Origin of the sequence: Spirillospora sp. NPDC049024, assembly GCF_040649235.1 — a bacterium.
Classification (GTDB): Bacteria; Actinomycetota; Actinomycetes; order Streptosporangiales; family Streptosporangiaceae; genus Spirillospora.
The window spans coordinates 26,372-48,220 of sequence record NZ_JBEZFD010000005.1; the positions used below are offsets into that span (position 1 = coordinate 26,372).

General features: G+C 72.2%; 17 protein-coding genes. 5 read left to right on the top strand and 12 right to left on the bottom strand.

Features of this window, described 5'->3' with window-relative positions; translation table 11 throughout:
- Positions 1 to 79: 79 nt before the first annotated feature.
- From AB0C21_RS10620 to AB0C21_RS10640, 5 genes are read right to left on the bottom strand one after another with little or no spacing between them, the layout of a single operon-like run.
- On the bottom strand, positions 80 to 2,641 hold the full coding sequence (locus AB0C21_RS10620; protein WP_500203772.1) for a glycosyl hydrolase family 18 protein: 2,562 nt from the start codon (positions 2,639 to 2,641) through the stop codon (positions 80 to 82).
- A gap of 9 nt (positions 2,642 to 2,650) precedes the next feature.
- The gene (locus AB0C21_RS10625) at positions 2,651 to 3,271 is read right to left on the bottom strand and encodes a DUF305 domain-containing protein (RefSeq protein ID WP_500203773.1); all 621 of its coding nucleotides are present in this window, start codon (positions 3,269 to 3,271) and stop codon (positions 2,651 to 2,653) included.
- 13 nt (positions 3,272 to 3,284) lie between these two features.
- Positions 3,285 to 4,160, bottom strand: a complete 876-nt coding sequence (locus AB0C21_RS10630; protein WP_500203774.1) for a lytic polysaccharide monooxygenase — start codon at positions 4,158 to 4,160, stop codon at positions 3,285 to 3,287.
- 53 nt (positions 4,161 to 4,213) lie between these two features.
- Positions 4,214 to 5,977, bottom strand: a complete 1,764-nt coding sequence (locus AB0C21_RS10635; RefSeq protein ID WP_500203775.1) for a chitinase — start codon at positions 5,975 to 5,977, stop codon at positions 4,214 to 4,216.
- 10 nt (positions 5,978 to 5,987) lie between these two features.
- Positions 5,988 to 7,565, bottom strand: a complete 1,578-nt coding sequence (locus AB0C21_RS10640; protein ID WP_500203776.1) for a chitinase — start codon at positions 7,563 to 7,565, stop codon at positions 5,988 to 5,990.
- A gap of 411 nt (positions 7,566 to 7,976) precedes the next feature.
- On the opposite strand from AB0C21_RS10640, the gene AB0C21_RS10645 reads away from it, so the two are divergent.
- Together AB0C21_RS10645 and katG are read left to right on the top strand one after the other, a co-directional pair.
- On the top strand, positions 7,977 to 8,381 hold the full coding sequence (locus AB0C21_RS10645) for a Fur family transcriptional regulator (RefSeq protein ID WP_200842112.1): 405 nt from the start codon (positions 7,977 to 7,979) through the stop codon (positions 8,379 to 8,381).
- A gap of 30 nt (positions 8,382 to 8,411) precedes the next feature.
- Entirely contained in the window at positions 8,412 to 10,625 is a 2,214-nt protein-coding gene (katG, locus tag AB0C21_RS10650) for a catalase/peroxidase HPI (protein ID WP_500203777.1), read from the top strand.
- A 132-nt stretch (positions 10,626 to 10,757) separates the two neighbouring features.
- Here the strand turns inward: katG and AB0C21_RS10655 are convergent, their stop codons facing one another.
- Together AB0C21_RS10655 and AB0C21_RS10660 are read right to left on the bottom strand one after the other, a co-directional pair.
- Entirely contained in the window at positions 10,758 to 11,192 is a 435-nt protein-coding gene (locus AB0C21_RS10655; RefSeq protein ID WP_500203778.1) for a Fur family transcriptional regulator, read from the bottom strand.
- A 142-nt stretch (positions 11,193 to 11,334) separates the two neighbouring features.
- Positions 11,335 to 12,903 (bottom strand): cellulose binding domain-containing protein, encoded by a 1,569-nt coding sequence (locus tag AB0C21_RS10660; protein ID WP_500203779.1) that lies wholly within the window; start codon positions 12,901 to 12,903, stop codon positions 11,335 to 11,337.
- Positions 12,904 to 13,129: 226 nt separating this feature from the next.
- On the opposite strand from AB0C21_RS10660, the gene AB0C21_RS10665 reads away from it, so the two are divergent.
- A complete protein-coding gene (locus AB0C21_RS10665; protein ID WP_500203781.1) occupies positions 13,130 to 13,300 on the top strand; it encodes a hypothetical protein in 171 nt (56 codons plus the stop codon).
- A 58-nt stretch (positions 13,301 to 13,358) separates the two neighbouring features.
- On the opposite strand, the gene AB0C21_RS10670 is transcribed toward AB0C21_RS10665, so the two are convergent.
- Positions 13,359 to 13,931 (bottom strand): cysteine hydrolase family protein, encoded by a 573-nt coding sequence (locus AB0C21_RS10670; protein ID WP_500203782.1) that lies wholly within the window; start codon positions 13,929 to 13,931, stop codon positions 13,359 to 13,361.
- A 118-nt stretch (positions 13,932 to 14,049) separates the two neighbouring features.
- Here AB0C21_RS10670 and AB0C21_RS10675 point away from each other — a divergent pair, with 118 nt between their 5' ends.
- Positions 14,050 to 14,976, top strand: a complete 927-nt coding sequence (locus AB0C21_RS10675) for an NAD-dependent epimerase/dehydratase family protein (RefSeq protein ID WP_500203783.1) — start codon at positions 14,050 to 14,052, stop codon at positions 14,974 to 14,976.
- A gap of 182 nt (positions 14,977 to 15,158) precedes the next feature.
- Here AB0C21_RS10675 and AB0C21_RS10680 read toward each other — a convergent pair whose 3' ends face one another.
- From AB0C21_RS10680 to AB0C21_RS10690, 3 genes are all read right to left on the bottom strand, one after another.
- Positions 15,159 to 16,886 (bottom strand): serine/threonine-protein kinase, encoded by a 1,728-nt coding sequence (locus AB0C21_RS10680; RefSeq protein WP_500203784.1) that lies wholly within the window; start codon positions 16,884 to 16,886, stop codon positions 15,159 to 15,161.
- Between the two features lie 67 nt (positions 16,887 to 16,953).
- A complete protein-coding gene (locus tag AB0C21_RS10685; RefSeq protein WP_500203785.1) occupies positions 16,954 to 17,433 on the bottom strand; it encodes a hypothetical protein in 480 nt (159 codons plus the stop codon).
- A gap of 417 nt (positions 17,434 to 17,850) precedes the next feature.
- Positions 17,851 to 19,245 carry a purine-cytosine permease family protein gene (locus AB0C21_RS10690; RefSeq protein WP_500203786.1) on the bottom strand — a complete coding sequence of 465 codons (1,395 nt, stop codon included), beginning with the start codon at positions 19,243 to 19,245 and terminating at the stop codon, positions 17,851 to 17,853.
- 155 nt (positions 19,246 to 19,400) lie between these two features.
- On the opposite strand from AB0C21_RS10690, the gene AB0C21_RS10695 reads away from it, so the two are divergent.
- Complete coding sequence (locus tag AB0C21_RS10695) at positions 19,401 to 20,957, top strand: PucR family transcriptional regulator (RefSeq protein WP_500203787.1); 1,557 nt, start codon at positions 19,401 to 19,403, stop codon at positions 20,955 to 20,957.
- 15 nt (positions 20,958 to 20,972) lie between these two features.
- On the opposite strand, the gene AB0C21_RS10700 is transcribed toward AB0C21_RS10695, so the two are convergent.
- The gene (locus AB0C21_RS10700) at positions 20,973 to 21,839 is read right to left on the bottom strand and encodes a polysaccharide deacetylase family protein (protein WP_500203789.1); all 867 of its coding nucleotides are present in this window, start codon (positions 21,837 to 21,839) and stop codon (positions 20,973 to 20,975) included.
- Positions 21,840 to 21,849: the final 10 nt, after the last annotated feature.

Genomic DNA, 21,849 nt, shown 5'->3' on the forward strand with positions numbered 1-21,849 from the left:
TGTCCGTCCTCGCGCGTCCTGATCCCGGGGATGGAACAGGGCCGGCGCCGCGAGCGGGGCAGCGACGCCGGCCCTGGGCTCATTTCAGGCCGTCGTCGAGGGCCTTGGTCAGGACGCCGGGGTCGCCGGACATCTCCCAGATCATGGCGCCGAGCAGGTTCCTGCTCCGCAGCCAGGCGGTCTTCTTCTGGATCGACCAGGCGTCGTCGAACGTCCACCACTGGCCGTTGTCGCCGGTGTAGCAGGACGTCGCCACCGCCTGCTCGTCGTGGACGATCCTGCAGTTGGGCACGCTGGCGAGCAGGTTGCCGTAGCCGCGCGTCCCCGCCTCCTCCTGGAACTGCCCTGGCGCCGCGCCCTTGGCGTCCTGCCATTCGCCGCCCTTGCCGCCGTCGGTCACGTTCTGCCAGCCGCGGCCGTAGTAGGCGAGGCCGATCGTCAGCTTGCGCGGGTTGACCCCGGCGTCCAGGTACGGCTTCACCGCGTTCTCGACGCTGAAGTGGAACGAGTACGGGTCGTCGGTGTCGGCGTAGAGGTTGCCCTGATGGCCCGTCCGGTTGGGCTCCCAGGAGTTGTCGCTGCCCGCGCCGTGGAAGTCGTAGCCCTGGATGTTGAAGACGTCCATGGACTTGGCGACCTCGGCCAGTTCCCAGCCCGCCTCGATCTTCGCCGGGTCGGCGGGGGTGAACGCCGACAGCAGGTACCGCTTGCCGGTCGACCCGGTCAGCTCGTCGAGCTGGCGGCGGAACTCCGCGATGAGCAGCGTGTTGTTGTGCTTGTCGTCCGGGCCGACGTGGTTGCCCGGGTGCCCCTCGGCACCGGGCCACTCCCAGTCGAGGTCGATGCCGTCGAAGATCCCGGCGGCGGTGCCCGGCCCGCCCGCGCCGTTGTAGTCGGGCAGGTTGCCCTTGATGTAGGTGTCGATGCAGGACGCGACGAACTTCTTGCGGGACGCGTCGGTCTTCGCGACGTCGGAGAAGTACTTCGAGTACGTCCAGCCGCCGATCGAGATGAGCACCTTCAGCTTCGGGTACTTGGCCTTGAGCTTCTTCAGCTGGTTGTAGTTGCCGCGCAGCTTCTCCCAGCCCGTGTCGGCCACGCCGTCCACCGACTGGGCGGCGCTGAACGGGCGCCCGTAGTCGGCCTCGGCGTCGCCCGCGCCGTCGCCCTGGCTCGGGTCCTGCGGGTCGGACGTGGTGCCCTTCGTGACGCCTTGCAGGCATGTCAGGTTGACCGGGTCGATGTTCGCGAACGCGTAGTTGATGTGGGTGAGGCGGGCGGCGTTTCCGGTGGTGTCGAGGTTCTTCACGAAGTACTGGCGGCCGTAGATGCCCCACTGGACGAAGTAGCCGACGCGCGCGTACCCGTCGGAGACCACGTCGTCCGTCGTCACCTTCACCGCCGCGCTCGCCGCCGACAGGTTGTCGTACAGGTCGCGCGCCCGGACGGCGAAGGCGTACTCGGTGGACGGTGACAGCCCCGCGACGGTGGCGCTCGTCCCTGGCACGGTCGTGGCGACCTTCCCGTCCACCAGGATGTCGTAGTTCGCGACGCCGGTGTTGTCGGACGAGGCCGTCCAGGCGAGCTTCACGCTGGCGGAGTCCTTGCCCGTGCTGTGCAGCCCGGACGGGACGGACGGCGCCTGCGTGTCGGCGGCCGGGTCGTTGGTCCTGACGGTGACGGGCGCGCCGGCGGGGGAAAGGTTCCCCTTCCGGTCGCGGGCCTTCACCGTGAACGTGTACTCGGTGTCGGGGGTGAGGCCGGTGACCGTCGCGCTCGTCTCGGGGACGGTCGCCGCGAGCGCCGACCCGTTGTAGACCTCGTACGCGGTGACCGGCAGGCTGCCCGCCTTCGCCGCGTCCCAGGCCAGGGAGACGGTCCTGGTCGTCTTCACGGTGGACTTCAGGCCGGCCGGGGCGCTCGGCGGCGTGTCCGGGGCGCCGTCGCAGCTGGCGTCGTTGACGCGGCAGCTCGTCGGCTCGGCGCCGGACCTGCTGACGGTGAACGTCGGGCTGTAGGGCTCGGTCGTCCGCCCGGCCCCGATCGTCGAGTTGTAGTACACGGGGCTGAGCGTGACCGTCGTGCCGCTCTGGCTGACCGTCCCGTTGTCGGCGCTGCTCGCGGTCACGCCCGCGGGCAGGTCGAACACGACGGACCAGTTGCTGATCGACGCGCCGGTGTGGTTCGCCACGACGAACTTGGCCCGCGTCCCGCTGACCGTGTAGTCCGCGGTGATCCCGGTGGGCGCGGGCGGCGGCTCGCCCGTCCCGTCGCAGTTCGCGCCGTTGACCGTGCAGCTCGTCGGCTGGGCGGGGGAGCTGAGCGTGAACGTGGGGCTGTAGGGCTCGGTGCTCCCGCCCGCCTTCACCGTGTTGATGTAGAACGCCGGGGTCAGCGTCACCTTCGTGCCGCTCTGCGACAGCGCGGCGTTCTGCGGGTTGCTCGCCGTCACCCCGGCGGGCAGCTCGAAGACGAGCTTCCAGCCGCTGACGTCGGCCGTCCCGGGATTGCCGACCACGTACTTCCCGGTCGTGCCGGACAGGCTGAAGACCGCCGTGAGCCGGTCGGCCGCCCGCGCGGGCGCGACGGCCAAGGCCGCGACGACGACGAAGGCCGTGAGGACCGCGATTAATCTGCGCATGCCGAACACCTACTTCTGGGGGAGGTTCTTCGGGGTCGGGGAGCCGAGGAGCGCCAGCATCCGCGCGATCTGAGCCGAGCGGGAGCGGTCGACGCGCTGAGCGAGCCGCCTCGTCCACGCGTCCTCGCCCTTGCCGGTCTCCAGCCGCGCCAGCTGGACGGCGTCGTCCTGGTGGGCTATCAGCAGGTTGAGGTACGTGCGCTCGAACCGGTCCGGCGGCGTCCGCGCCAGCGCCTTCAGCTCGGCGTCGGTGGTCGCGGGCATCCCGCCGTGCAGGTCGTGCTCGCGGGAGTGCGGGTCGGCGGTCGGCGGCCGGTGCCAGCCGCGCAGCCGTCCCGCCATGTCCCTGATCTCGGCGAGCTGCGTGGTCTCGATCGCGGCGGCCAGCGTCGCGACCTCGGGGCGGACGGGATGGCCGCGCGCCAGCCGGGCGAGCCGCACGCCCTGGCCCTGGTGCGGGACCATCATCTGCAGGAACATGACGTCGGTGGCGTTGAACCCGGTCCCGCCGCGCGCCTGCACGGGGACCGGCGACGGCGGACCGCCGCCGGCCCCGCACTGGACCGCGAGCAGGACGACGCACGCGGCGATCAGCGCCAGCGAGCCGGACGTCGTCAGGCCGCGCCTCATCGTGGCGGGCTCGTCAGACCGGCTGCCAGAGCGCGGCCGTGGCCGGAGGCTCCCAGCCCGCGATCGCCGTGTGCGCCTGGCGGCACTCGTAGGTGATGCCGTCATAGGTCACCCGGTCGCCCACCGCATAGGACGTCCCGGCCTTCCAGGTGCCGCTCGGCGTCCCGGTGGGGGTGGGAGTGGGGGTGGGGGTCGGCGTCTCGGTGGGCGTGGGCGTCGGGGTCGGGGTGGGCGTCGGCGTCGGGGTGGTGGTCCCGCCGAAGTCGACGTCGGAGCAGGTGTAGAACGCCTCCTGGCTGCCCACCACCCGCTGCCAGATCGAGTACAGGACGTGGCGGCCCGTCCGGGGCGGGATGTTCAGCGTCCAGTTGGTGTACTCGGACGGGTACTGGTGCGTGAAGCTCGCCAGCGGGACGAGGTCGCCCCAGCGCAGCGGCTGCGTCGGGTCCCAGCCCTCGCGGGTGATGTAGAACTCGAAGTTGCTGTCCCCGTGCGGCGCGGTCGCGCGGTAGGTGATCGTCTGCTGGCCGGCCCTCATCGGCTTGGCGGGCCAGTCCGCGCGCTGGAGGTCCAGGCCCCGGTACTTGGCCCGCCCGGCGCTGCACAGCTGCCCGTCCGGGATGATCTCCCGGTGCCGTCCGCCCGCGTCCAGCAGCGACACCTCGTTCCAGTCGTAGAAGGCCTGCGTGCCGCTGGCCGCGACGGCCGCCTTGCAGGCGTCCGACGTCGGGTTCTCCGGCCCCTCCTGGCTGCACACGTACACGCGGCTGGGCGGGTCGGACATGGTGCCGTGCGCGCTCGCGGCGGTCGCCGTGCCGAGCACGACCAGCGCGGACGCGGCCGGAACGGCGGCCGCCACCGCGGCTGCCTTCCTACGGGTGGATGGCATGGGTTTCCTTCCGGTGGGGTGGGGTGCTGCGAGAGGCCGTTCAGGGCGGCCGGTCAGGGGAGGCCGTTCAGGAAGGGCTCGTGGCTGTTCATGAACTCCCAGCCGTAGTAGCGGTCCCAGTTGACCGACCAGGTCATCAGCCCGCGCAGGTCGGGGGACGTCCCGCCGCGCAGCGTGTACGAGCCGCAGCCCTGCCCCTTGGCCAGGCAGTTCACCGCCTGCTGCACCTGGGCGGGCGGCGTGTACCCGTTGCCGGCGCTGACCGCCGCGGGCAGACCGATGCCGATCTGGTCGGGACGCAGGCCGGGGAACGTGCGACCGGTGTTCGCGACCGGGAACCCGGCCTTCACCATGTCGGTCATCGCGATGTGGAAGTCGGCGCCGCCCATGGTGTGGTACTGGCCGTCCAGGCCCATCACCGGGCCGGAGTTGTAGTCCTGGACGTGCAGGACGGTCAGGTCGTCCCGCATCGCGTCGATCACCGGCAGGTACGCGCCCGTCCGGTTGTCGCCGCCGCCCGCGCCGCCGTAGAACTGGTGCCCGACCTGCACGAAGAACGTCTCCGGCGCCATCGTCAGCACGAACTTCGACCCGTACTTCGCCTTCAGCGACTTCAGCGCCGAGATCAGGTTGACGATGACCGGGGTGGTCGGGTTGCGGAAGTCGGTGTCGCCCGCGTTCAGGTAGAGCGAGTGGCCCTCGAAGTCGACGTCCAGGCCGTCCAGCCCGTACCTGTCGATGATGGCCGACACCGACCGGACGAACGCGTCCCGCGCGGCCGCCGTCGTGAGCTGCACCTGGCCGTTCTGGCCGCCGATCGAGATCAGCACCTTCTTGCCCTGCGCCTGCTTCGCGCGGATCGCGGCGACGAACTCCTCGTCGCTCTCCACGTTCGGGCACTCGCTCGCCGGGCAGCGCGTGAACCTGATGTCGCCGGAGGTCGGGGACGTCGGCTCGCCGAACGCGAGGTCGATGACGTCCCACGCGTCGGGGACGTCCGCCATCCGCACGTAGCCGGAGCCGTTGGCGAAGCTCGCGTGCACGTAGCCGATGAGCGCGTGCTTGGGGAGCCCGGTGTCGGTGCAGCCGCCGGTACGCGCGCTGACGGCCTCGGACTTCGCCGACTCCCCGACGTCGTTGTAGGCGGCGACCGTGAAGGTGTGCGAGCTGCACGCCGCCAGACCCGAGATCGTGGTGCTCGTCCCGGTCACCGTGGCCTTGGCCGTGGCGCCCTCGTAGACGCGGTAGCCGGTGACCGTGCCCGACGACGCTCCCCATTGCAGGGCGATCGAGTCGTCGGTGACGGCGCCGGCCTTCGGTGCCGGGGGCACGCCGGGCACCCCGGGCTGCGGCTCGCCGCCGGGGCCGTCCAGGGCGACGTCGTCGGCGTAGTAGGCGCCGTTGCCGTACCAGCCGTGCAGGTAGACCTGGACGGACGTCTGGCTCGCCCCGGTCGTGAACGCCACCGACAGCTTGGTGAAGTCGGCGGCGGACGGCGTCCAGGTGGACGCCCCGCCGGTCACGCCGAGGTACACGTAGCTGCCGCGCACCCAGGCCGACAGCGTGTACGCGGTGTTCGCCTTCACGCTCACGGTCTGCGTGCACTGGCCGGTGCTCCCGGCCGTCACGCCGCCCGCGAGCGCGTGGCCGCCCGTCCGCACCGGGCTGGTCACGACCGATCCGCCGTCGCACGACCAGGGGGTGAGCGAACCGCTCTCGAACCCGGCGTTGGCCAGGACGTTGTCCGCGTGCGCCGGGGTGGTGACCCCGACCGGCAGCCCGGCGAGGAGGGCCGCGAGGACCCAGATCTTCTTCATCTCCGGCTCCCTACGGCAGGGTGTCCAGGTGCGGGCCGACGGTCCCGGCGAAGCCGCCGCCGTTGGTCACGTCCCAGTTGACGGACCACGTCATCGCGCCGCGGATGTCGGGGTAGGTCCGGGACGGCTTGAACGTGCCGCAACCGGTGCCCTTGGCAAGGCAGTCGAGCGCGTTGTTGACGACCGACGGCGCCACGACGCCGCCGCCCGCCGCGCCCGGCCCGGCCGGGAGCCCGAGCGAGACCTGGTCGGGGCGCAGCCCGTTCTCCAGCTGGATGCAGGCCAGCGCGGTGATGAAGTCGACCGTTCCCTGCCCGTACACCTTCTGGTCGCAGCCGAGCATCGCGCCCGAGTTGTAGTACTGCATGTGGACGACGGTGAGGATGTCCTTGATCTTCAGCGCGAGCTGGAAGTACGACCCGCCGGTCGACTGCATGTCGATCGTCTGCGGCGCCATCGTGATGATCAGGTCGGCGCCGGCCCTGGCGCGCAGCGCCCGCAGCGCCTGCTCCATATAGGTCGGGTTGAGGCCGTTCTCCAGGTCGATGTCGACCCCGTCGAACCCGTACTGCGTCATGAGCCCGGCGATCGAGTCGGCGAAGAGCTGCGCCGAGGCGCCGTCGGCGACGCGGATGGCGCCCTTCTCGCCGCCCACCGACAGGATGACCTTCCTGCCCTTGGCGTGCAGGCCGGCGATGTCGGCCTTGAGCTGCGCGTCGGTGTACCCGCCGAGGGCGGTGGACAGCTCGGGGTCGACCCGGAACGCGACCTCGCCGGACCGGGCGGTGGCCTCGCCGAACGACACGGCGACCAGGTCGTACTGGTCGGGGACCTGGGAGAGCCTGAGCTCCTGCGCCGGGTTGACGAAGTTGTGCCAGTAGCCGGTCAGGAAGTGCTTGGGCAGCGGGCCGGTCGCGCATCCGCTGGTCGTCCCGGTGACGGCCGCGCTGGCGGGCGACTCGCCCTTGTCGTCGTAGGCCTTGACCGTGTAGCTGTGCGTGGAGCACGCGGCGAGGCCGCCGATGGTGGCGGTGGTGCCGCTGACGGTCGCCTTCAGGTCGGAGCCCTCGTAGACGCGGTACCCGGCGGGCGTCCCGCTGCCGGCCTGCCAGGCCAGCGTCAGCGAGGTGTCGGTCCGCGCGGTGACGGCGGGCGTGCCGGGGGCGCCGAGCCCGCCCGGGGGATCGGTCGTCCCGCCGCCCTCGCAGGGCTTCCCGTTGAACGTGCAGTTCTGTGGGCTTCCGGGACCGTTCCCCAGGAACCCGAACGTCACCGACCCGCCGGGCGGGACGACGGCGTTGTAGTCGCGGTTCTGGAAAGTGCTGTGCTGGCCGTCCTTGGTGAGGAGCGCGTCCCAGTAGGACCCGACGGACGTCCCCGAGGGCAGGTCGAACTCGACCCGCCACCCGTTGATCGCCGTGTCGGTGCCGTTGGTGAGGGTGAACCGTCCCTCCCATCCGGAGCCCCAGTCGGAGGGCTTGCTGAAGGTGGCGGTGGCGGCGCCCGGCGCGGCGGCGCGGGCGCCGGGCGCGATGGCGAGGACGAGGAGCAGGGCGGCGAGGGCGCTGAGAGCAGAGCGGGGGCGCAAGGGCTCACTCCATCGGTGCGGAAAGGCTGGCGGATTCCCCCGAACCCCGAGATCGTTCACGTATTGGATAGGAAGGTTTCCTATCTATTTAGGGCCAAGGTAGCCAGTGCCCGCGGCGCGGGCAAGACCCTCGCGGGAGTGCTGGACCGTGGCAGGGGGATCACCCCAGCTCGCGCACCGAACCAGCTCCGGCGATCTTCGAAATCGGCAACTCTCGCCGGAACGGGCGGCGATCGACGGCGAACATCGCCAGGTGACCGGCCGCCGCCGCCGATCTACGCTCGGAAATCCGTCCTCCTGGCATGGGGTAAAGAATCGATACACCTCTGAACATGGTTCATTCAATATCTTGACTCATTCCAGATAAGAGGGCAGGCTGGGGGCGTGGCCGGCTCCTTGGACTTCCACGAGATGCTGCGTGCGGCCGCCCTGCGCGCGACCCGCCCGCGGCTGGCGGTGCTGAGCGCCGTGCACGCGCACCCGCACACCGACACCGAGTCGGTCATCGGCGCCGTGCGCGAGGAACTTCCGAAGGTGTCCCACCAGGCCGTCTACGACTCGCTGCGCGCGCTGACGGCGGCGGGCCTGCTGCGGCGCATCCAGCCGTCCGGTTCCGTGGCCCGCTACGAGTCGCGGATCGGAGACAACCACCACCACGTCGTGTGCCGCTCGTGCGGGGCCATCGCCGACGTCGACTGCGCCGTGGGGGAGGCCCCCTGCCTGACGGCGTCCGACGACCGCGGCTACCTGATCGACGAGGCCGAGGTCGTCTACTGGGGCCTGTGCCCCGACTGCTCAACCGCCGAGAGTTCCTGATCCACCCACGGTCGTCCTGGAAGGAATCACATGTCTGAGAACAACGAAGCCGCCGCAGGCGGTTGCCCGGTCGCCCACGAGCGCGCCGCCCACCCGACCCAGGGCGGCGGCAACAACCGCTGGTGGCCGGAACGCCTCAACCTGAAGCTGCTCGCCAAGAACCCGCCCATGGCCAACCCGCTGGGCGAGGACTTCAACTACGCCGAGGCGTTCGAGAGCCTCGACCTCCCCGCCGTGAAGCAGGACATCGCGCGCGTGCTCACGGACTCGCAGGACTGGTGGCCCGCCGACTTCGGCAACTACGGGCCGCTGATCATCCGCATGGCGTGGCACAGCGCGGGCACCTACCGCGTCAGCGACGGCCGCGGCGGCGCCGGCGCGGGCCAGCAGCGCTTCGCGCCGCTCAACAGCTGGCCGGACAACGCGAGCCTCGACAAGGCCCGCCGCGTGCTGTGGCCGGTCAAGAAGAAGTACGGCCGCAAGATCTCGTGGGCCGACCTGATGATCCTGGCCGGCAACGTCGCCCTGGAGACGATGGGCCTGAAGACCTTCGGCTTCGCCGGCGGACGCCGGGACGCCTGGGAGGCCGAGGAGGACGTCTTCTGGGGCCCCGAGACCGCCTGGCTCGACGACGAGCGCTACAGCGGCGAGCGCGAGCTGGAGAAGCCCCTGGCCGCGGTGCAGATGGGCCTCATCTACGTCAACCCGGAGGGCCCGAACGGCAACCCGGACCCGGTCGCCGCGGCGCGCGACATCCGCGAGACGTTCGCCCGCATGGCGATGAACGACGAGGAGACCGTCGCGCTGATCGCCGGCGGCCACACCTTCGGCAAGACGCACGGCGCGGCCCCGGCCGACAGCATCGGCGTCGAGCCCGAGGCCGCCCCGCTGGAGGACATGGGCCTCGGCTGGAAGGGCACGCACGGCACCGGCAAGGGCCGCGACTCCTACACCAGCGGCCTGGAGGTCACCTGGACGCCGACCCCGACCAAGTGGGACAACAGCTTCTTCGAGGTCCTGTTCGGGTACGAGTGGGAGCTGACCAAGAGCCCCGCCGGGGCGAACCAGTGGCGGCCGAAGAACGGCGCCGGGGCGAACACCGTCCCCGACCCGGAGGACGGCACGCTGAACCGCCAGCCGATGATGCTGACGACCGACCTCTCGCTGCGCTTCGACCCGATCTACGAGCCGATCTCGCGGCGCTTCATGGAGAACCCGGACGAGTTCGCCGACGCGTTCGCCCGCGCGTGGTTCAAGCTGACCCACCGCGACATGGGCCCGGTCACGCGCTACCTCGGCCCGGAGATCCCGTCCGAGACGCTGATCTGGCAGGACCCGGTCCCGGCGGTGGACCACGAGCTCGTCGGCGCCGATGACGTGGCGGAGCTCAAGCGCCGGCTGCTGGACTCCGGGCTGTCGGTCTCGCAGCTCGTCACCACCGCGTGGGCGTCGGCCGCCTCGTTCCGGGGCACCGACAAGCGCGGCGGCGCCAACGGCGCCCGCATCCGGCTGGAGCCGCAGCGCAGCTGGGAGGTCAACAACCCCGACGAACTGCGGCAGGTGCTGCGCACCCTGGAGCAGGTCCAGGAGGCGTTCAACGCCGAGCAGACCGGCGGCAAGCGCGTCTCCATCGCCGACCTGATCGTGCTCGGCGGGTGCGCCGGGGTCGAGCAGGCCGCCAAGGCCGCCGGGTACGACGTCGAGGTGCCCTTCACGCCGGGCCGCACCGACGCCTCCCAGGAGGAGACCGACGTCGAGTCCTTCGAGGTGATGGAGCCGACGCACGACGGCTTCCGCAACTTCCTCCAGAAGGGCAACATGCTGCCGGGCGAGTTCCTCCTGATCGACAGGGCGAACCTGCTCACGCTGACCGCGCCCGAGATGACCGTCCTCGTCGGCGGCCTGCGCGCCATCGGGGCCAACTACGACGGGTCGTCGCTCGGCGTCCTGACCGACACCCCGGGGTCGCTGACCAACGACTTCTTCGTCAACCTGCTCGACATGGGCACGGTGTGGAAGGCGACGGGCGAGGACTCCGCGACCTCCGAGACGTTCGAGGGCCGCGACGCGTCCGGCAACCTCCGGTGGACCGGGAGCCGCGCCGACCTCGTCTTCGGCGCGAACTCCGAGCTGCGCGCCGTCGCGGAGGTCTACGCGAGCGACGACGCGGGCGAGAAGTTCGTCCAGGACTTCGTCGCCGCGTGGGACAAGGTCATGAACCTGGACCGGTACGACCTCACCTGATCGGGAACATCCGGGACGTCCGGGCCGGCCGCCGCGGCGGTCGGCCCGGACGCCTTTCGGGCCGTGCGCGGGGACGCGGGACGCGGGACGCGGGACGCGGGACGCGGGTTCCGGGTTCCGGGTGCGGCAGGGTCAGCCGGCGTCCGTCCGGCACGCCGGGCACAGGCCCCAGAACGTGACGTCGGCCTCGTCGACCAGGTATCCGGCGTCGTCCACCGGGTCGAGGCAGGGCGGGTGCCCCACGGCGCAGTCGACGTCCCTGATCGCGCCGCAGGCGCGGCACACCAGGTGGTGGTGGTTGTCGCCGACGCGCCCCTCGAACCGGGCCGGGCTCCCGGCCGGTTCGATCCGGCGGACCAGGCCCGCCGCGGTGAGCGCGTGGAGCGCCTCGTACACCGCCTGGAGGGAGATGTGGCCCACGCGGTCGCGCACGCCCGCGGCCAGCGCCTCGACGCCGAGGTGGTCGCCCGCCCGGACGGTCTCCAGCAGGGCCACGCGGGCGGCCGTCACCCGCAGGCCGGCACCGCGCAGCTCCTCGGCGGTGGACGGGGTCTGGGACGCGGTCATGGCGCCGAACCTTCCCTCACAAACGCGAATCATTTAAGTCAACAAATGAGGCAAGTCTAGCCGGGCGGCCGCGATGCGGGCGCGGCCGGACGCCGGCGCGGCCCGCGCCCCGAGCCGGGACGCGGGCCGCCGGAGGGGCCGGTCAGAAACCGGCGGTGATCTTGGTGAACTCCCAGGGCTGCTGGTCGGTGCCGCTGCAGTTCTCGGCCACGCCGCCGCCCGGGCAGGGCCGGTCCCGGTTGACCGACCAGAATGCCAGCCTGGCCAGGCCCTTGGACCCCGCCCAGTCGCGGATCTTCGTCCAGGTCGCGGTCGAGGTCAGCTCCTGCTGGTCGGACAGGCCGTTCATGCCGGAGATCCCCATGTGCGAGTAGGCGGTGGCGTCCGACCATCCGAACGCCGACTTCAGCTCCGCCTTGAGGCCCTCGGACGCGTTGACGGTGCTGCCGTACATGTCCGCGCCGCCCCCGAAGTCGAACGGCATGATCGTGAACACGTCCACGTCCGCCTGCAGCGCCGCGGCCTGGCCGATGAGCCGCTTGCCCCAGTAGTTCGGCCCGGTGGTGGTCGTGCCGAACGTCAGGATCGTCTGCAGGCCCGGGTTGTTCCGCTTGAGGATCTTCAGTGCGCCGAGGACGCGGTCCTGGACCGCCGCGTTCTCGAACTCGTCGCTGTTCTCGATGTCGATGTCGATGGCCTTGAGCCCGTGGGCGTCGATGACCTTCTGGTACGCGCCGGCCAGCGCCTCGGGCGTGGAGCAGTTCGGGCCGAGCTTGTTGCCCGACCAGCCGCCGACGGACGGCAGCACGTCGCCGCCGGCCGCGCGGATCTGCGCGATCGCCTGCTCGTCCACGCCGCCCTTGAGCGGGCGCTGCCCGTCCCATCCGGGGTTGCAGCCGCCGCTGGAGAGGATGAACGCCATCGTGAACCACTTGATCCCGGTGGCGCTCATGACGGTGGACGGGCTCGGCGGGTCGCCCCAGCCCATGTACAGGTAGGGCGCGGCGCGCCGACTCGCGGGCGGCGGCTCCGTGCAGCCGGTCGTGGTGGCCGTGACCGGGCCGCTCGCCGCGGACTCGCCCGCGGAGTTGTACGCCTTCACCGTGTAGGTGTGCTCCGAGCAGGCGGTCAGCCCGCCGATGGTGGCGCCGGTCCCGGTGGCGGTCGCCCTGACGGCGGTGCCCTCGTAGACGCGGTAGCCGGTGACGGTGCCGGAGGAGGCCGACCACGACAGCGTCAGCGAGGTGTCGGTCCTGGACGTCACGGTCGGCGCGCCGGGTGCGGAGGGCGTGCCGGGCGGAGGCGTGCCGCCCCCTGTGCAGGAGGCGCCGTTGACGGTGCAGTTCTGCGGCGTCCCGGCCCCGTTGACGATGAAGCCGAACGAGACGCTCGCCCCGGCGGCCACGCTGCCGTTGTACTCACGGTTGGCGAACGCGGCGTGCTGCCCGGACGTGGTGAGCAGCGCGTCCCAGTAGGTCCCGACCGAGGAGCCGGAAGGCAGGTCGAACTCGACCTTCCAACCGCTGACGGCGGAGGCGGTCTCGTTCTTGATCGTGTACTTGGCCTCGTAACCCGAGCCCCAGTCGGAGGCCTTGGTGAAGGTCGCCGTCACCGAGGCGGCGGCGCCGGCCTGGACGGGGACGAGCAGGGCGAGGACGAGGGAGCAGAGGGCGGTGAGCAGGAAACCGGGGAGAAGCCTTCTTCTTCGCAATGTCACTCCCGGGAAGGAGACGTGGACGAGCGGGAATCCCCCGAACCCCGAGTCGGTCGTGCGGTGATCTGATAGGAAACTTTCCTATAAAACCCGAATGCACCGTAACCATCGGCCCGCCGCTCCGCAAGCCCCTGGAACGCGCCGTCCGGCAAATCCCATGGAGCATGTCAGGAGTCACTGGCTTGATCGTCCGCGTCTCAGAACAGGACAGGACGGTACGTCGATGCCTCCCAGATTCGTTTCCGGCGCCGTCGCGCTGGGCCTGGCAGCCGGTGTGCTCACCGCCGCCGGCGCCACCGCCGCGCAGCGGGACGGCTACTGGCGCGCCTACTTCCCCGGCACGAGCAACTTCGACCGCCAGAAGTCCCTGGACGACTTCGTCGACGTCCGCTGACCCGGCTCGAAAGCGCGAACGCCCCGCCCGTACGGCGGGGCGTTCCGCGTACCGGGCCTCAGAAGCAGCGGTCGGCGGTGACGATCTCGGCGCGCATGTTCGACTCCATCATGCGCAGCGCGGCGTCGCCGAGGTCCGCGTCGATGTGCGCGACCGCGTCCTCGACCACCCTGAGCCGGAAGTGCCGGACGTAGGCGTCCAGGGCGCTGTAGAGGATGCACTGCTCGGTGACCTGGCCGGTGAGCACGACCTGCTCCACCTTCTCGCGGGACAGCAGGTACTCCAGCGCGGTGCCGTAGAAGGCGCTGTGCCTGACCTTGGACATGAACCCGCAGCCGGGCTCCGGGACGATGGGCTCGATCAGGTCGGGCCGCCGCCCCTTCAACGCGCGGTCGATGAGGTCCTTCCGGTCGGCCGAGAAGTCGCCGTAGTTGTCGTTGACGTACAGGACGCGCACGTCGTCCCGGCGTCTGGCCTTCTCCAGCAGCCCCCGCAGGGGGTCCACCACCTCCTGCACGCTCTCGATCAACGCGTCCGCGTCCTCGTGCTCGTACGGGTTCAGCATGTCGATGACGACCAGTGCGCTCGTGCTCACGGCCGTGCCCTGCCCGGTCAGGACGGCCGCAATCATCACCTCTTCCGCGCGCCCGCCCGCCCCCCGACCACGAAAAAGGCGGCGCAGGGATGTCACAGACCCGTATGGACGGGTCGTCTATCGGGGAGGAGCACATAAGGGAAGGAACGAGAGCATGCGAGTTTTCGTCACGGGAGCCACCGGGGCGCTGGGACGCCACCTCGTCCCCGGACTGCTCGCCGCGGGCCACGAGGTCACCGCCACCACCAGGACGCCCGTCAAGGCGGCGGCCCTGCGCGGGACGGGCGCGGAGGCGGTCGTCCTGGACGGACTTGACCGCGACGCCGTGGTCGCGGCGGTGCGGGCCGCGGCGCCGGACGTGATCGTCCACCAGATGACGGCGCTGGCGGACATGGGGAGCCTGCGCAAGGTCGACCGGGAGTTCGCCGCGACCAACGAGCTCCGGACCCGGGGCACCGACAACCTGCTGGAGGCCGCGGAGGCCGCGGGCGTCCGCAGGGTCGTCGCGCAGGGCCACAACTTCCTGTACGCGCATTCCGGCGGCCCGGTGAAGACCGAGGACGACGAGGTCGAGACGCGGCCCGTCCCGTCCGCCGCGCGGACGGTGGCGGCGATCAAGTACGTGGACGAGACCGTGCGGCTCAGGTCGCCGGAGGGGATCGTGCTGCGGTACGGCACCTTCTACGGGCCCGGCGCCTCGGACTCCATGGTGGAGATGGTGCGGAAGCGGCAGATGCCGGTGGTCGGCGGCGGGCAGGGGGTCTGGTCGTTCGTCGACACCGCCGACGCCGCGTCCGCGACGCTCGCGGCGATCGAGGGCGGCGCGCCGGGGGCGTACAACATCGCCGACGACGACCCGGCGCCGGTCGCGGAGTGGCTGCCCTACCTCGCCGAGGTGGCGGGCGCGAAGCCGCCGATGCGGGTGCCGGCCTGGCTCGGGCGCCTGCTCGCCGGCGAGTTCATCGTGTCCAAGATGACCAGCGCGCGGGGCGTCTCGAACGAGAAGGCGAAGAAGGAGCTCGGCTGGGAGCCGCGCTACCCGAGCTGGCGGGAGGGGTTCCGCGCCGCGGTCGGCGCGTAGCCGCGGGGGCCGGTCGCGCCCGGGGTCAGCCGTGGATGTACCCGGGCGGAGACCGTAGGGCGGAGAGGATGTCACATGCCGATCGCCTACCGCGCCCGGCAGGCGGCCCGCGCCCAGGAGCGGCTGGAGCGCGCCCTGGCGTACCGGCTCGTGTAAATCGCCGCAGGAGGTCCCGACGGCCGCTACGCCAGCGGCCGGACGCTGCGGAGGATCCTCTCGACCACGTCCTGGTCGGCGAACTTGATGCCCGGGCCGGTCAGGACGGAGAACGCGAACGGTCCGCCGTTGCGTCCGGGGATCCGCGACGCGGCCGTCAGGACGTGGACGCGGGCCCCGCCTCTGGCGGCGTTGCACTCGGTCGCGCCGGCCACCGACCGGACCGTGAACGTGTGGAGCTGGGCCTGGACGCCTCCCGCGAGGGCGAGGGTCCGGTGCGCGCCCGCGTCCAGGACCGGGGGCCTGCCCTGCACGCTGAACGCGCCCCGGGCCCATTGGCGCGCCTGCTTCTCGGCCTCCCGGGCCAGCGCGCCGGCCTGGCCCTGCGCGGCGCCGACGATCCCGCCCGTGCCGCCGCGCACGCCGGCGAGGGCGAGGTAGCAGCCGTCCCCGTCCCCGTTCTCCTGCTTGATGTAGGCGATGCTCGCCGCCCCGATGATCGGCTGCTCCGCCGCGCCGAAGTACGCCATCTCGTAGCCGGAGGACCCCGCCGTCCAGGTGGACGGCACCTCGTAGGCCACCCCTCGCTCCTTCGACACGACCACCTGCCAGCCATCGTTCGTCGGGGTGGTCGCGGTGCCGCTCGGCGTGGACGGGGTGCTGGAACGAGGCGGTGGGGACGGGTCCGAGCCGCCGTTGGAGGCGACCGCGAACGCGGTGCCCGCCGCCGCGACCACCGCCGCGGCCCCGACCGCCGCCGCTGCCTTGAGGCCTCTGCCCCCGGGGCGCCGCCCGCCGTCGGTCCGGGTCGCCTCGTCGGGCACGGAGACCCGCGTCACCGGCGCACCCGTTCCCGTCCCCGCTCCAAGCGGCATCGGCGGCATCGGCGGCGGTCCTTCGGGCTCGGCGCCGACCGCGCGCAGCCGCCGCGCGACCGTCGCGGCGTCGGCCGGGCGGGCCTCCGGATCCTTGGCGAGCAGGTCGGCGACCAGCGCGCGCAGCTCCGCGGGCACCGAGCCGGGCAGGGGCGCGGGCGCGGCGTTCAGATGCTGGTACATCAGCTGCGCCATGCCGCCCCCGCCGGTGAACGGCGGCGCACCGGTCAGCAGCTCGTACAGGACGCAGCCCAGCGAGTACAGGTCGGTGCGCGGGCCGACCGCCCCGCCGAACTGCTCGGGCGCCATGTACCGGGGCGTGCCGATCGTGCCGCCGTCGACGGTCAGCCGGGTGGTGGTGTCGGCCAGCCACGCGATGCCGAAGTCGCAGATCTTCACGCGGCCGTCCGGCAGGACGAACAGGTTCGCCGGTTTGACGTCGCGGTGCACCACGCCGCGCGCGTGCGCGACGGCCAGCCCCTCGGCGACCTGCGAGGCCAGCGACACCGCCTGCGGAACCGGCAGGCCGCCGGGCGCGACGCCGAGGACGGTGCGCAGGTCGCGGCCCTCCAGCAGCTCCATCACCAGGTAGACCAGGTGCCCGCCGGGAACGCCGGGGTGGGGCTGCTCGCCGATGTCGAACACGACGGTGACGGCCGGATGCTGCAGCGTTCCCGCCGTCTCGGCCTCGCGCCGCAGCCGCGCCACCGCGGTCCCGTCCGTCCCCGCGTCCAGCGAAAGGATCTTCACGGCCACCGGGCGGCGCAGGCGCCGGTCGGATCCGCGCCAGACCTCGCCCATGCCGCCGCGGCCGATGAGCGCCTCCAGGCGGTACCGGCCCCCCAGTTCCATCTCGGCCTGTCCGATGGGATGTGTCATCAAGATCAGCAGACTAGTCCCGCGCATCCCGAGAGGTGCCGGCTTCCACGGAGATCGCCGCTTCCGCCTAGGGGTGGGCGCGTTCGGTGCGGCGGTGGGGGGTCTTCGGCTCGGGGTCCGGAGGGCGGGCCCAAGGTGATCGCTGGGGTGGCTGGTGATGGCGGGGTCTGCGCGCGACGGCGTTCCCTCCGAACGCGGAGGCCGTCCTCGGCGGGCGCTGGGTCAGGTACTCCTCCGGGACGTCGTCGCTGAAAGGCGGCGACGCCGGGACGGTGCCGCGGTCGGCGGTCCGCGCCGATGTGATCGTGAGCTCGTAGTGCGCCCACACCATGGCGGCGTTCTCCAGCCGGCGGGCCGCGGCGTCGACGAGGTAGACCTCGGACAGGGCGGTGACGATCAGCAGGACGGACGGGTCGCGGTCCAGGTCGGCCGCGGTGGGACCGGAGGGCCAGACCGCCATGCGCAGGTGCCGGTCGCCGACGACGCGGAGTTCGCCCCAGTCCGGGACGCAGACCCGGGGCCGCCCGTCCGGGGCGCAAGTGATCATGATGACGGGTTGGTGACGGGCCGGCGCGCCGCTGAGCGCTTGGACGGCGGCTGGGAGCACCTCGGGGGAGAACGCCATCGGCATGTCCGCCTTACGTCGAAGGTCCTGTACGTCGAAGGTCCTGCCGGCCCGGGGGTCCGCGCCGGTCCCTGCTCGAAGGGTTCCCGCTCATTCGATCATATGTTCGATATTAGAGGCGGGCGAGCGGTATTTCCACGAGCGGGGACGCCTGGTTCATTCCCGCCCCCGACGGGTCGCCATGCGACAACGTGGCGTGCGGGAGACATGGATGGCGCGTCGAGGATGGGTCGGTTTCGACGGTATGCGCACGGTGAGCCGCCGACCGTGATGGTCTCGGCGGCTCACCGTGGGCTGTGCAGGACCGGGGACCAAAGGAGTGGTCCCCTCAGACCTCTGTCAGGAGACCTCCTCGGCCAGGGCCGGGGCGGGAGGCGCCTGCCGGTAGGCGCGCCGGGCCAGCGCGTAGTACAGCCCGCCCGCGACCAGGCCGCCCGAGAGCCAGGAGAAGTCGGTGTGCCCCAGCGTCCGCGCGATCGGCCCCTGGAGCGCGGGCACCATGCCGAACTGCCACGCCCATGCCGCCACCAGCCCCAGGGCCAGGCTGACCAGGGCCCGGGCGTTCGCGCCGCCGTCCTTGTAGAGGGTGGCCACGTCGATCCGGCCGCGCCGCAGCACGAAGAAGTCCACCAGGACGATGGCCGCCCACGGGCTGATCCAGACCAGGATGGACGCCATCCAGTGGTCGAAGGCCTGGGCGAAGCTACTGGCGTGGAGGAAGACCGCCAGCACCGCGGACGCCACCGCCCCGGCCACCAGCGTCACCTTCCACCGGGCGACCCGGATGCCGACCGACAGTGCGGCGAGCGAGCACGAGTACAGGTTCAGGATGTTGGTCGCCACGGGACCGTGCATGATCAGCAGCAGCACGGGCACGGCCATCACGCCGAACGTGCCGGTCACCAGGCTGGACGGGTCGCCGCCGTCGCCCGCGCTCGCCAGGCACGCGCCGAGCGCGGCCAGCCACACGGTGGGGACGTACATCCCGAGCGCGGTGGACCAGAACACCGACCGGTCCGAGGACCGCGGGCGCACGAAGCGGCTGTAGTCGGCGGAGTAGGGCAGCCAGCTGATGCCCCAGCCGATGCCGATGGCGGTGAGCAGCTGGGTCACGGCGGTGAACTTGTCGCCCGGCGTCGCGGCGGTCGCGGTCGTCCAGTGGAGGTCGGCCTGCCCCAGGGCCAGCCCGGTCATGACGACCATGACCAGCACCGTCGCCGGGACGGTGTACTTCTCGAACGTGCGGATCGCGTAGAAGCCGTAGAGGGCCAGGACGAGCTGGGCGGCCATGATGAGCCCGGCCACCAGGTAGCGGAGCCCGGTGCCGCCGTGCACCCCCATCTGGGCGAGGATCTCGATCACCAGGTCCAGCACCACCCAGGTGTTGACGCCGACCCAGCCCATGGTCAGCAGCCCCTGCACCAGGCCGGGGACGATGGCGCCGCGCCGGCCGAACGGCCCGCGGCCGAGCACCATCTGGTTGACGCCGGTGCGGTGGCCGATGACGTTGAACAGCCCGAAGACCGCGCAGCCGACCAGGTTGCCGAGCGCGACGACCACCAGGGTCTCCAGCAGGCTCAGGCCGAGCGTGATGCCCAGCGCGCCGAGCACCCAGTTGATCGGTGCGATGTTGGCCCCGCACCAGATCCAGAACTGCTGCCACGGCGTGGAGTCGCGGGAGGAGGCCGGGATCGGCTCGATGCCGTGTTCGTCGAAGCGAACCGGTTCTTCCAAGCGAACCGGTTCGGCTGAAAGGCTCTGGTGTGCGGATTGATTGCTGGACATGGTTCCTCCGTCCGTGACGTACAGCACACCAAAGCACCGCGCCGTTCCGTCCAGAAGTAGAGAAACCTCTAGCATTGACCGCGATGGCTGGATAGGTTCACAGGGTGTTCACGCTGGCGTCCCTGCTGGAGGACGAGTCGCTCGGCCTCACCGTTCTGGTCCCGGGCCCTGAGGGGGCCCTTGAGGAACCGGTCGCCTGGGTCCACAACACCGAGCTGCCCGACCCCTCGGGCTACGTGCGGCGGCGCGAGCTGGTGCTGACCAACGGCCTGTGGGACGACCGGATCGAGGCCTCCGGGTTCGTCGCCAACGTCCAGCGGGCCCAGGCGGCGGGCATCGTGTTCGGCCTGCGTCCGGAGCGCCGCACCACGCCGGGGGAGCTGGTCACCGCCTGCCGCGCCGCGGGCGTGCCCCTGCTGGAGATCGCGGCGGACGTCCCGTTCACCGCGATCTCCGAGGCGGTCGCCACCCGCTACACCGAGGAGCGCCAGGGCGCGCTCGTCGGCATGGTCCGGCGCGGGGACGCGCTGGCCACGGCGATCTCCCGGGGCGCGGGCGCGTCGGGCGTCCTGCAGGTGCTGCGCCGCGACCACGAGCTCCCGCTCGCCGTCATCGACCGGATGGGCCGGCTGCTCGCCTCGGCCGGCGCCGACCTGGACGCCGCCCAGCTCCACACGGTCGCCACCGGGCTGACCCGCCGCCCGCCGCCGCTGGAGCTGGATCTCGGTCCCGCAGGACGGGCCGCGCTGTACCTGGTCGGGGCGGTCGGCGACGTCGACGCGGCGCTGATCTGCCTGCGGCCGGTGAGCGAGCTGACCCGCGTCGAGCAGGACGCGCTCGACCAGGCGGCGCGCTTCCTCAGCCTGGAGGTCGCCAAGCAGCAGGCCGTGCAGGCGATCGAGCTGCGGTTCGCCAGCGAGCTGCTGGAGATGGTGCTGTCGGGCGGCAGCCGCGACGCCGAGGTGCCCGGCCGGCTGCGCGCCTTCGGGGTGGACCCGGACGGGCCGCTCGCGGTGTGGACGACGGCGTTCGCGGGCCCGGAGGCCACCCTGCCCGGGCTGGCGGAGGTGGTCGGCGAGTTCTTCGCCGCCGCCGGCGTCCCGGTGGTGGTGGCGGCCGGATCGCAGGACGTGGTGGCGGTCCTGTCGTGGCGGCACGGCGAGCGGGAGGCGGCGCCCCTCGCCGAGCGGCTCGCCGCCGCGGTGGGGGAGCGGTTCCCCGGCCGCCGCGCCGTCGTGGGGCTCGGCGGGACCGTCCGGGGGCCGGCGGCGCTGCGCGAACCGCTCATCAGGGCGCGCGAGGTCTGCCGGACCCTGCGGCGCGGCGGCGCAGGGCCCGCCGTCCGGACCTTCGCCGAGCTCGGCCCCCACCGGCTCCTGCTCGGGACGCAGAACGCCGCGGCCCTGCGGACCCTCGCCGACGGCGTGCTCGCCCCCATCCGCGAGCACGACGCCAGGCGGGGCGGCGAGCTTGAGGCCACGCTGCGCGCCTTCCTCGACCACGACGGGCACTGGCAGGCCACCGCCGCCGCCCTCCGGGTGCACGTCAACACGCTGCGGAACCGGCTCGCCAAGATCGCCGAGCTGACTGGCCGCGACACCTCCCGCACCGCCGACCGCGTCGACCTCTTCCTGGCCCTCCAGGCCGCCGACATGGCCTGACCTGCGGGCGGGCGGTCAGTGCGGGTGGACGTCCGGGTCCACCCGCGGCGGACGATGCGGGCGCGGCCGGACGTCCGGGTCGGCGAACGCCGCCTCCGCCACGTCCCGGCAGCGGGCGAACGCCACGTCGCCGCACTCCCGCGCGTACTCGATGAACTGGCGCAGGGCCAGCGCCCGGCCCGGGCGCCCGGACAGGAACGGGTGCACGCAGAGGTTGAACAGGCACCGGTACCGCCGCATGCCGTCCAGCTCCGCGCGCCACAGCTCCAGCACCTTGCGCGGCGACTCGATCACCGCGCCGACGTGCGGCTCCGGCAGGTAGGCGTACTGCTCCCAGTCGTCCAGCGACCAGTGCACCGGCAGCTCGACGATCTCGCCCGCCCCGGTCGGCACCCGGTACGGCCGGTCGTCGCCCATCAGGGACGAGTCGTAGCGCAGCCCGTGCTCGGCGACCAGTTCCGCCGTCGTCCAGGACGCCTCCCACAGCGCCGCCCGGTGCCCGGCGATCTCGATGCCCTGCCGGTCGAACACCTCCAGGGCGCGCTCGAAGTCCGCGCGCTCCTCCTGCGGGGACAGCGAGGTGGGCGGGCGGTGGGAGTAGGAGTGGTGCGCCACCTCGTGACCGCGCTCGACGACGGAGGCGGCCAGCCCCGGACGCTGCTCGGCCACCCAGCCCGGCACGAAGAACGTCGCCGGGACCTCCATCTCGTCCAGCAGGTCCAGGATGCGGGGCAGCCCCACGTCCGGTCCGTAGGCCTGGTGCGACATGGTGCTCGCGTGCGCGGCGTACCGGCCGCCCTGGGCGAGGACCGGCGTCTCGGCGTCCACGTCGAAGCCCAGCGCCACCACCGCGGCGGCCCCGCCGTGCCAGCCTCCGCTCATGCCCCCGCCC